Genomic DNA, 11,488 nt, shown 5'->3' on the forward strand with positions numbered 1-11,488 from the left:
AAGCTCACTCCCACACTGGATCTATGCCGGACGCCAAACCGGTGTGCACTGAAGATTAAGTGTGGGAGCGAGCTTGCTCGCGAAGAGGCTATCAGCCCCGATACAAAACCCAGACCTTAACGTGTTTTCATTGGCTGATATTAATACGCTAGCAGTGTAAAGGCTGGGTAACAACTGATAGTTATTAACTAAGTACTGGAATGGATAGTGATGGGCTGTTATACCCACTGAAATCATGAGCTCATTGATTGATAAACGGTATGGCATGTTAAATTTTTTACCAAAAAGCATTGAGTGTTTTTTTTATGGCGCTTTGGTCGTGCGGTTGACGGATGGCTAAATAATGGCTGTTAGCTAATGGCTGCCTTTAATTTATATTTTCAAGGTAAATCGTTAAATCATAACTGTTTGAATATTAAGTGATTTGTATAATTAAGTGGCTCTTATCACATAATGTTATTAACGGTTGCTAGTTTGAGTCTGTAGGGGTGGCGATATTTTGGCGTTTTAGTGTCAGAAAAAACTCTCCAATAGATCAGGCACTTTCTTGATGTGGTGCTAGTGTTGATAGTCTTCTGTTAATCACATTTCGCCTACCGGTAGGGGGGAGTGCGACATGTCGGTTCCAAATCCCCGGATTGCGATTCTTGGCAATAGGGTTTCCAGCTCTAATGTTCTCGAATTTGAGCACTTTACTGATATAAGCAGCTTGCTGGCCGCTCGCGTATTTGATGTTCTGCTGCTGGACATGCCGGCAACTTACGCTGGGCGAGTGCTTCGCAAGTTACGCTCGGCTCCCCCTTATCGCTACACCCTCATTTACTGTTGTCGAGACCAGGACGACTGGTGTGAAGCGTTGGGAGATGGAGCGTGCCCTGCCGAAACCAGCGAAATAAAGACGTTGTGGAATGTGTGGCAAGAACGCTTCGCGTTATTCACGCAGGGTTCGGCTCCCGAACGATTTGAAAGTCGGGTGCTGTCATGGTTGTGGTTACGCGCCAACGCCCATGTGTTTGCCCTGCGAGATCCGGAAGTCCCCCAGCATTATCGCTATCCCTTGCTCGAAGCACTGGCCGATAACGAGCAGGTCAATCCTTTCGTCTGGCTCAGTTTAATGGTGCAACAGGATTGGCTCGAAGAGGGCGTTCTGGTCGATCGCATCCGGCTCTGTTCAGGTTGTGGCTCGGGCCGGCTTAATTACATTGACGTGTGTGCCGAATGCCAGGCTTTGGACATTTCAAGGCAGCCCTCCTTGCACTGTTTTACCTGTGGGCATGTCGGGCCTCAGGATTCCTTTCTCAAAGATAACGTTTTGCTGTGTCCCAATTGCCTGAACCGTTTGCGACATATCGGCAGCGACTATGATCGTCCGCTGGAAAATTATCGCTGCAGGTCATGCCAGGCATTCTTTGTCGACGCCGATGTGCTGGCGCGGTGTCTGGACTGCGGCCTTTCGCACGCACCCGATAAGTTGCGGGTACGGGAAGTCAGAGACTTCCGGCTGGCAGAAGCAGGGCGTTTGCGCTGTCGCCAGGACTTCAACGACCGATCAGTCGATCACTTCGGCCGCCTCAATTTGTTGGGCGGCAAAGACTTTTATGAGTTTCTGACCTGGCAGCTCCAGGTCGTGCGTCGTTATCAACTTCCGGCGTTCTCAGTGATCGGCCTGCGCTTCGTCAATCTGACCGGTACGTTGGCTCGTCTGGGTGAGCACCGCGGGCATGCCTTTATCGATAGCCTTGCCGATAGGCTGAAGGAAACCGTCCGGGAAACAGACCGTTGCTCCCGGAGTACGGAAGAGTTTTTCTGGATCATGCTTCCCCATACCGACAAGGCCGGTCTGGTCAGTGTCAAGCAGCGCTTGAGCCGGGTCGCCGAGTTGTTTTCCGCGCCAGAAGTCAGTGATATCGCCCTGCGTGTCGTCAGTTTCACTGCACCTGAGGATTTGCTTGAGCAAGAAGATGGCGAACTACTGCTGGCCCGTCTGGCCAGCGAGTTGGTGTGACCATGAGCCCATTACTGGAGCAACTCTATAACGCGCTCGGCGCGCTCGCGGGACCGGATGGATTGAGTCGGTTGTTCTACATGCTATTTCCAATGTTTCTGCTTTTTGAACTGCCACTGACGTTCATGGTGATGCTGGGCGTTTTGCGCTGGTTTGCCCGCAAGCGCAGCAGTGTTGTGCCGCTCAGTCTGTACCGACCCAAAGTGTCCTGCATCATCACCTGCTACAGCGAAGGGATGGATGTTCAGACGACGCTGTTAAGCCTGTGCGAGCAAACGTACCCCGGGCACATCGAGATGATTCCGGTGGTCGATGGGGCCACGATGAACCAGTCGACTCTCAGTGCCGTTCGCCAGTTTCGGGTCGACCCGCAGTTGTACCCCCGCCGCCATTTGCGGCCGATTGCCAAATGGCAAAGGGGTGGGCGGGTGTCTTCATTGAACGCCGGCCTGGCCCATGCCAGCGGAGAAATCGTGATGGCGCTGGATGGTGACACCTCCTTCGATAACACGATGGTCAGCGCCATCGTGCGGCATTTCGAGGACCCTTCGGTGCCGGCGGTCGCCGGTAGTTTGCGCGTACGTAATGTATGGGGCTCCTGGGTCACTGCGATGCAGGCGCTGGAATACCTGCTCTCGATCCATATGTCGAAAATCGGTTTGGCCGAGTGGAATCTGGTCAACAACGTCTCCGGTGCTTTCGGCGCTTTCCGCCGCAGTTTCCTGGTGAAGATCGGCGGCTGGAATACCCATACAGCGGAGGATCTCGATCTGACGCTGCGGATCAAAAGCTACTTCAAGCGTCACGGTTTGAGGATCCCGTTCGAGCCGGAGGCGATCGGGCATACCGACGCACCGGCGACTCTCAGGCAGTTTCTGATGCAACGACTGCGCTGGGACGGAGACCTGTTTTTTCTGTACGTCAGAAAGCACAACCACAACATCAACCCGGCTTTGCTGGGCTGGCCGACTTTCCTGATGATTTTGCTCAGCGGCTTTTTCTTTCAGTTGGTGTTGCCGTTCATTATTTTCGGCTACACCTTGCTGGCGCTGTTTGTGCTACCCGGCAAGACGCTGTTGTTTCTGTTTGCGCTGATTTATCTCTTGTACCTGATGATCACCGCGATGATGTTCGGCGCCATGTTGTTGATGGTGTCCGACCGACCTCGACAGGACATGACACTGGCGCTGCTGGTACCGGTATTTCCGTTGTTCATGATGCTTATACGGTGCTGGAGTGCAGTGGCCATGCTCAACGAGATATTTCGTCGTGGCCATGAAGAAACCGCGATGGCGCCCTGGTGGGTTCTCAAACGAGCCACGAGGTTTTGATATGCGATCGATATTTCTGGCCCTGACGTTGTCGTTGCCCCCTGCGGCGCTGGTCGCGCAACCCCTGACCCTTCAGGCGTTGATCGACAGGCAACAATCCGATCCTTTGTTTCTTGCTGGCCAGGCTGACCTGCACGCGCTTGAAGCAGAGTCCAAACTTTCTGAAGACGAGGCCGGATGGCATGCTTTTGCCAGCGCTAGCGTTGGTCGCTACCGAGAACTGGTGACACAAGATATCCGCAATGATTACTACGGTCGCAATGTCAGCCTGGGCATTCGTCACCCATTGTTGGGGAGTCTCAAGCGCCAACTGGATCTGGTGCAAGCCAATCAATACGAACGTCAACGACAGCAGTTGCGCATTGCGTTGCAACAGGCCAGCCAGCGGCTGGCCCTGCGCAGTGCGTACGCCGATTGGTGGCGCGTGCAACAGGAAGCGGCATTGTGCGGCAAACTCATTCCTGTTGCCGAACGGGCCGGCACGACCCTTCGTTCGCGGTTGCAGTCTCAGCTGATGCGGGGTTCCGAGGCCGAGTTGCAAATGAGCGAGTGGGAGGGGGTTGCAAGCCGTTGCAACGCGTTGCGCCAGGTCGAGGCTGACATTCGCGAGGATCTGGCCCGCGTCAGCATGAGCGACATTCCCCCGACCGCGGAGGCCGTCGCGGAACCTTTGGCGATAAGACCACAACCTTTGGTGCAATGGCAGGCGCTGTTGAATCAACATCCGCGGGTGACCGAAAAGCAGAACCTGCGCGACCAGGCTGATCGTGAGCGCGACACCCCCTGGTACGCCTCCATCGATTCCGATGTGGTACTGGCCGACTCTCAGCAGTACAACAACAATTCTGACAAAGCGGGCAGTAGCCTGGTGGCCAGTCTGGTTTTTTCCGTGCCATTCGACCTGGTCGGCAATACTCGTGCTCGCCAACAAGTCGCCGATGCGCGCTACGAAGCGGCCACTGAGCGTGTCGTCGCTGAACAGCGTGCGCTGGGGCTGGAGCTGAGCAAGGCATTGCGGGCGTACAGCGGAGCATTGGCGACGATCAATCAGTCTCGCAAGCAATCGCAAATTGCTCAAAGGGCCTTCGATGAAGAGGAAAGCAGACGCCAGGCACCGGGTGGCAATCTGGAAAACTCGCTCAACACCCAACGTATTTATTTTCAGACAGCTTTCGATTCGATTGCGGCCTGGCATGCAGCCTGGTTGCGTCAGGCGGATTTGAACCTCCTCACCGATGACAACCCGCGCTTTGCGGCACTGTTGGGCGAGGAACATCAACAATGGTCACCGCCGAACACCACACTGGCCGCGTCCCCTGTTGCCGATCCCGCGCAACCACGCCGTACCTTGCCATCACCGGGGCCGGGCAAATGGTCCCAGGCCAGTTACGTCTGGGACAGCGAGGCATTGCTCGATCCTGCCCGACGTTCGGCGCAGCTGCAGGCATTGCGCAAGGCCGGTATGGATAAAATCTATCTCGGACTCAAGGCCTCGCAACTCAACGATCTTGCCGTCACCCGTCCGAGAATCGAGCAACTGCTTCAGGAGGCGGCACGCCAGGGTCTGCAAGTGAGCCTTCTGCTCGGCGACCCCGGCTGGATCGAGCCGCAGCAACGGCAGTCGCTGATTGATCTGCTGAAGACATTGAAGGGGCTTTCATTCGCAAGCCTTCATTTGGACCTGGAGGTCGAGCAGTTGGGGATACCAGTGCCTGATCAGCGCCTGAAAAACTGGCTCGAGACCCTGCGTGCGGCGTCAAAAGAGAGCCCTTGGCCGGTCGAGATTTCCAGCCATCATCGCTGGTTCGCTGAGGCAAACCCGGGACAGACCTGTGTGCCGTGTGCGCTTCCTGAGGTCGGCGTGCGTCAGGTCAGCCTGATGATTTACACACGCAACCCGCAAAGCAGCGCACGAATGGCCGAGCAGATCGCCAAACGCTGGCCGGCTTTGCAATTTCGCCTGGCGCAAAGCACGGAATCGCAATTGCCCGCCACGGAGAGCTGGGCGGGTTCGTCGACGCAACAGTTGCAACATCAGGTGAGCGCCTGGCGCGAACAGTTGCAACCCTATGGGATTGCCGGCATTGACTGGCAAGACTGGCGAGACTTCCCAAAATGGTGAGCCGCTCATGAAAATTCGATTCGATAGTCGTAAAGAGCTGAACCCCACGCAGGAGCACGGGCTGAGTGTGTTGTATGCGCCCGGCAAGCGCATGGCGTTTCGCATGCGCTGGTATCTTATCCTGCTACTGGTTGCCAGTCCGTTGCTCTGGCTGGGCGGCAAACTGGTGTACGGCATGCTGATGATCGACGCACCGGCACAATTGCGCCTGCCTATTCTGGAGGTTCGCGCCCGTGAGGCCGGCCGGGTCGATCAGTTATTTGTGACGGCTGGCGAGCAGGTGCAGGCCGACCAACAGCTGATCAGCCTGGACAATCCAGAGTGGCGTGCCCGATTGCTGCAACTGGCCGCCATGCCGGTCAATGCAGTGCCACCCGGGCACGGTGCGCTGGGCGAGAAGGATCGTCAGTTGCTGAGGACCCGGGTGGGCAGGGCGGAGCAACGGGTTCGAGCGCTGGAAAACCTCGTCGAGCAGGGGGCCGCTACACGCGGGGAAGTACTGGCGGCGCAGTCCGAACGCGACGGGTATCAATCAGACCTGTTGGCGTTTGAGCGTCGAGAGCAATTGGCACGCCAGTCGCCATCCGGCTTTGAGCGGGAGGTCATTGCGCAGAACTCCGAACAACAATGGCTGAAGACGCGCCTGGCCGCTTTGTCCGTCAAGGCGGTCCAGAGTGGTCGGATCGCCGAAGTACTGGTCAATCCGGGCGAAAACGTCGGTGCAGGCACGTTGCTGATGCGCCTGGAGCGACTGGAGGAACCGCTGCTGTGGATTTATCTGGAACCGCTGAATATCAGCTACGCGGTTATCGGTCAGCCCCTGCGTGTGCGCATGCCGAACGGCGATTGGTTACCGGCCCACGTGGTCCAGGCGGTAGACAGTGCCGGACGTACGCCGACGGTATTACGGGGACCGTTTGCCACCAGTGAAATGGGCTTGCAGGTCGCGGCCCGGTTTGATGAAGCGTTGCCGCCGCGCTGGCGGATCGATCAACTGCCGTTGAATGTTCGCTTCCCCACCGATTGGCAACAAATGTTCAGTGCCGGCCGTGAACTCATCGAACGATTCGAGGGCCTCATCGCGATGGATCGGACAACGGCCACCCAGGAGTGAATCAATCATGTCTGCTGATCGAATTCTCGTGACGGGCGGAGCCGGGTTCAGGCCGAGAAAAACCATTCACCAGTGACGTCAGCCATGAGCTACACACGCCTGGCCATTCACTCGGACGATAAACCGATTGAAAGTGCAGGGCGCCCCTCTCTGGCGCCCTTTCAAAACCACACACTCGGAAACGTCTACACCGTATCCCAGGTCATACGCTCATCAATGGGCTTATGCCTTGTTTCGGTCGGGATAAGTGACTTGCCAGTGCAGAATCTGCTGTTGGATATTCCAATGAATAATGTGCTCGTAGAGCTTCTCGACGAAGGCCACTTCGAAACCGGCGGCGACTGCCCACTCGCGGCGGTCTTCGAGCATTGCCGCGACCCGCTCCGGAGCGGGGATAGCCTGCTCATTGGCTTTGAATTGCACAGCGGCTTTCACATAACCCAGGCGTTGTTTCAAGGACTCAAGGATCTGGCGATCAAAAAAATCGATGCCGGCCCGAATATCATTGAGGCTTTCGCAGGCTTCAGGCGTTTTAAGTTGCGACATAGTGCTTGTCTCGATGTGTGATGAAAATAGTCAGTTTCAGATGACGTCGAATCGGGGGCACGTCTCCCTGACGGAGTGTGGAGGTCGTCGCTCATTACCCCCTTGTTTGACCTGCGCCCCCCCAAATCGCCAGGCATCCGTCTCAAGCTCGGCAATGACCTCATCGATCAATGCGTCGATCATCACGTTGTCGTGATGATGGGGTGTCGTTATCAAGTGCGCTGTATCGCCAGACGTCGCCAGGCAATATTTCTTCGCAATCCTTTGCGACGGACAAGGGAACACTACGGTGATGGAGTTCTCGTTGCGCCAGGCATCAATGCCCGCAGCCTGGAATCGATCCACCGCATACTGTGCCTTTTCCAGGCTGTGGTGGATACGCTGGCGCCAGTCAGCGAACGAGTGGCTACGTAGTGCCGCCCACATCATCAACGGTGTATGGCCATTGCGCGAGCCGCTGATGGTCTTGTCATGGGCCAGGATGTAGTCCACTTCCACCGAGATGCGCGCAACATTCTTGCGTTTGGCCACGACAATCCCGCAAGGAATGGGCGAACCGATCATCTTGTGGCCGGAGACGCAGATCGAGTCGATGCCATCGGCGAACGAGAAGGGCTGTGGGTGATCGACGAAGGGCAGGATCATCCCGCTCAACGCTGCGTCTGCGTGCAGGTAGTAGTCATGACGGGCAATGCCCGCCTGCTGCAGACGCTGTTGAATGGTGGCGATATTGTCGACCGCTCCGCGTAGGGTGGTGCCGATGTTAGCGAAGATGATGGGGTGGCGTTCCTGGTCGGCGGTTATTCTTGCCATCAGGTCGTCGTAGTCGATTTCGCCATTGGCCAATGACTCGACTGCACGACATTTGATCCGTAGCAACTTGACGATCTTCGCCACGGAGTAATGGGTGTCTTTGGAGTAGTACAGGGTGCCGTTCGGGAACAGTTCGCGACCCAGGTAGCAGCCAAACATGTTGCCTTCGGTCCCCCCGTTGGTGACGTAGCCCCAGCTGTCGTCGAGCGCGATGTTGAACAGCTCGGAGAAGTACGTCATGACGTCCTTTTCAAAGTCGAACGAGTTCAACAGGTAGTTGCTGTACTCGTTCCAATCCCCGCAGTTGTTGATCGAAAAACGCAGGAAGCGATGCAACTGGGAGTAATCGAAGTCCGCTGATTCGGGGTACCCGATATTGAAGTACTGATTCGTCACGCAGTGCTGCCAGAAGCGCTCAAGCCTGCTTTGGTCGGCAGTGGATAAGGTCATTTCCAACTCCTTTTAGAGGCTGCCTGGTCAGGCGGCTTTTTGCTTCGTGTCTACCAGCGACCACCAACTGGCGAGCGTGGGCGAGGCCGCCAGCTCTTCGAAGCTGACAGCGATGCCGCGTTCTTTGAGCTCCGCTGCGAGCTTCATCACCTGCAAGGAATCGAGGCCGTAGAAAATCAGGTTTTCCTCTGGGTCCAGGTCTTCACAGTCCTCGACAAGTTGCAGTACGCGGGTGTGTAACCAGGCACGGGTGGTTTCCGCCGCCAGGAGCTGGCGTAGTTGCTTTTTGTCGATCTTGCCCACGGCCGTCAGCGGCATGGTCTCGATGAGCCGGATGCGATCGGGCAGTTTGTATTCGGCGATGCCGAGTTCCATCAAGTGGCGTCTCAAGGCGGGTGGTTTGAGATTGGGGTTGCGGGAGACGACGAAGGCGCAGCTCTTTTCCCCCAGCCTGTCGTCGGGCATGGCTACCAGGCCGGCGTGGGTCACGTCCGGGTGGAGGACGATGAGGTTTTCGATTTCCTCCGAGGCGACTTTTTCGCCACCGCGGTTGATCTGATCCTTGACCCTGCCGACGACCCGCAAATCGCCTGTCGGTGTGAGCTGAACGAGGTCGCCGGAATAGTAGTAACCCTCATTGTCAAACGCCTGGGCATTCTGTTCGGGGCTTCGGTAATACCCGCAGAACGTGTAAGGACCGCGAGTGGCGAGCATGCCAGGCTCGCCGTGCGGGACGGGAATGCCTTGTTCGTCGACAATTTTGATTTCGTCATCCGGGCTGATCGGACGGCCTTGAGTGGTGAAGATCTGTTCGTTGGAGTCGTCCAGGCGGGTGTAGTTGATCAGGCCCTCGGCCATGCCGAACACCTGCTGCAACTTGCAGCCGAGCACGCCGGGAACCTTGCGTGCCAGCGAGTCGGCGAAACAGGCGCCGCCGACCTGGAGGAATTCCAGCGATTGCAGTTGCTCTTTGTGCTCCGGTGCGGCCTGCAACCACAAGGCAACCGCACTTGGAACCAGGGCCACGGTATTCACTTCATGGCGCGCAATGATCGAGAAGCAAGTCAACGGTTCCGGGCTGGGAGCCATGACGATAGTGCCGCCGGCATACAGGACACCCAAGGCGCCGGGCGAGCTGAGCAAGAAGTTGTGCGCCGCAGGCAGGGCGCAGAGAAAACGCGTTTGTGGTGTGAGCTCGCAGACTTGCGCACTCGCCCGAGCGTTGTAGTGATAGTCGTTATGGGTACGCGGGATGAGTTTGGGGGTGCCTGTGCTGCCGCCCGACAATTGGAATAGCGCTACTTCACCCGGTTCGCTGGGGGAGAAGTCCACGTGGCTCTCACTTGGGGTTTTGATCCAGGCGGCAAGGTCGTTTTCGTGACGCGGTTCGCCCAGCAGCAGGGTGATTTCAGGGCTGGAACCCACTTCCTTGAGGTCTGCAATGTAGCTGTCGTCGCGAAAGACTTCATGCTCGCGAGAGGCGATCAGCAACCTTGGCGTGATTTGCAGGGCGTAGCTCTTGAGTTCCAGTTTTCGATGGCTGTAGAGCGCGTTGAGGGGCGCAATCCCGGCCTTGAGCAGCGCGAACAAGACAATGTAAAACTCCGCAATATTGGGCAATTGCACCAAGGCGGTGTCGCCTTTGCCAAGCCCGCTGGCCGCCAGACGCGAAGCCAGGTTGGACGACAGCTGCTCCAGCTCGGCATAGCTGAAACGACGATCACCGCAAATGATCGCCGATGCGTGAGGTTGCGACTGGCGGCGTGCCTGGAGAATGTGTGTGAGTGGTTTGTCGATCCAGTAGCCTTTTTCCCGATAGCTCTGTGCTCTGTCGAGGGGCCAGTGATTGAATTCTAAAGTCATGATTGTCACTACTGAAAAAGTTCGTATTAGTGGGCCAAACCGCATGCGCGCAGCATGGTGCCGAGTTTGGTCTGGACTTCTGTCCATTCGGAGTCGGGGCTCGAGGCTTCGACGATGCCGGCGCCGGCGAACAGGCGGACCCTGTTGCGCTTGATGGTGCCGCAGCGAATGGTCACCACCCACTCGCCATTGCCTTGGGCGTCGCACCAGCCAACCATGCCGGTGAACAGGCCACGCTCGAAGGGTTCGACGAAGCGGATCAGGCGCCGGGCGCGCTCGGTGGGGAACCCACAGACGGCAGGGGTTGGATGCAGGCGGCAGGCAAGCTGCAAGGCCGAGACTGTCGGATCCGCCAATGTGCCTTCGATACGCGTGGAGAGATGCCAAAGTGCGGGCGTGCTGATGAGGGTAGGGCGCTGGGGTACATTCAGCTGTGTGCACAGCTCCCCAAGTTGAGTGGCGATGTCCTCGGTCACGAGGCGGTGCTCGTAGTGATCCTTTTCCGAAGCTGACAGCCAATCTGCGTTGCGCCGGTCCGCTTGTGGATCGGTCATGCGTTTGGCCGAGCCTGCCAACGGGTTGGAAACGAAGTTCAGACCGTCCTTGTGGACGAGCAGCTCGGGGCTGACGCCGATCAGCGTAGTGCCGTCCGGCATGGGTACACGGAAATGATAGCCGCTTTGATTCTGGGCCCGCAGATTGTTCTGCATGGCGCCCACATCCACATCCTGCGCAAACACCAACTCACGTTGCACCGAGAGCACGGCCTTGCGCACGTCACTGTGGCGGAAGTTGACGATTGCGTGCTCTACCGCGCGTTTGAAGCCTTGCTCGTCCGGTATGTTTTTTTGCTCGATCAGCTCAGGCAGTGTTTCGACGCCTGTCCGCACGGTGGCGCTTCGTGCTTGCCACTCGGCGTGTTCGGGGATGTAGAGGCAAGAGGCTTCAGCAGGATCGAAGGGGATGGCGCCGACGATTATCGGGTTGCTCTGGCCGGCCTTGCGCGCCCGGTCGAGGGCTTGCATTACGGTTTTCTGGAACAGGCTATTGGCGTTATCGCCGCCAATGGCAGGTGTTTCGATTCGCTGAAGCATCCCGGCGACTATTAGTTCTCTATCGCCCGAGGTGAATGAAAAACTCTCTTTTTCATCAATGGCTTGCACCTCATCTGTGTCATTCGCTCTTAGGGTGCCCGATCTCATTTGGGGGGAAGCCTCCGTGGCCTATGGGTAAAAAAATTAAAT

The 11,488-nt window shown here is 57.1% G+C and carries 8 protein-coding genes; 4 read left to right on the forward strand and 4 right to left on the reverse strand.

Annotated elements, in window-relative coordinates; translation table 11 throughout:
* Positions 1-616 precede the first annotated feature (616 nt).
* Genes BK659_RS07960 through BK659_RS07975 form a run of 4 tightly spaced genes read left to right on the forward strand, consistent with a single transcriptional unit; the run spans position 617 to position 6,572 of the window.
* The gene (locus BK659_RS07960) at positions 617-2,005 is read left to right on the forward strand and encodes a TackOD1 domain-containing metal-binding protein (protein ID WP_123424534.1); all 1,389 of its coding nucleotides are present in this window, start codon (positions 617-619) and stop codon (positions 2,003-2,005) included.
* Between the two features lie 2 nt (positions 2,006-2,007).
* Positions 2,008-3,336 carry a glycosyltransferase family 2 protein gene (locus tag BK659_RS07965; protein ID WP_123424535.1) on the forward strand — a complete coding sequence of 443 codons (1,329 nt, stop codon included), beginning with the start codon at positions 2,008-2,010 and terminating at the stop codon, positions 3,334-3,336.
* 1 nt (position 3,337) lies between these two features.
* Positions 3,338-5,458 (forward strand): TolC family protein, encoded by a 2,121-nt coding sequence (locus BK659_RS07970; RefSeq protein ID WP_185015292.1) that lies wholly within the window; start codon positions 3,338-3,340, stop codon positions 5,456-5,458.
* Positions 5,459-5,465: 7 nt separating this feature from the next.
* Entirely contained in the window at positions 5,466-6,572 is a 1,107-nt protein-coding gene (locus BK659_RS07975; RefSeq protein WP_123424537.1) for an HlyD family secretion protein, read from the forward strand.
* Between the two features lie 222 nt (positions 6,573-6,794).
* Here the strand turns inward: BK659_RS07975 and BK659_RS07980 are convergent, their stop codons facing one another.
* Genes BK659_RS07980 through BK659_RS07995 form a run of 4 tightly spaced genes read right to left on the reverse strand, consistent with a single transcriptional unit; the run spans position 6,795 to position 11,446 of the window.
* Positions 6,795-7,118 (reverse strand): isochorismate lyase, encoded by a 324-nt coding sequence (locus BK659_RS07980; RefSeq protein WP_123424538.1) that lies wholly within the window; start codon positions 7,116-7,118, stop codon positions 6,795-6,797.
* Between the two features lie 36 nt (positions 7,119-7,154).
* Positions 7,155-8,381 carry a histidine decarboxylase gene (locus BK659_RS07985; RefSeq protein WP_123424539.1) on the reverse strand — a complete coding sequence of 409 codons (1,227 nt, stop codon included), beginning with the start codon at positions 8,379-8,381 and terminating at the stop codon, positions 7,155-7,157.
* Positions 8,382-8,408: 27 nt separating this feature from the next.
* Positions 8,409-10,244: a (2,3-dihydroxybenzoyl)adenylate synthase gene (locus BK659_RS07990; RefSeq protein WP_123424540.1), complete on the reverse strand. Its 1,836-nt coding sequence runs from the start codon at positions 10,242-10,244 to the stop codon at positions 8,409-8,411.
* 26 nt (positions 10,245-10,270) lie between these two features.
* Positions 10,271-11,446 (reverse strand): isochorismate synthase, encoded by a 1,176-nt coding sequence (locus tag BK659_RS07995; RefSeq protein ID WP_123424541.1) that lies wholly within the window; start codon positions 11,444-11,446, stop codon positions 10,271-10,273.
* Positions 11,447-11,488 lie beyond the last annotated feature (42 nt).

This window comes from Pseudomonas brassicacearum, from assembly GCF_003732225.1.
Classification (GTDB): Bacteria; Pseudomonadota; Gammaproteobacteria; order Pseudomonadales; family Pseudomonadaceae; genus Aquipseudomonas; species Aquipseudomonas brassicacearum_E.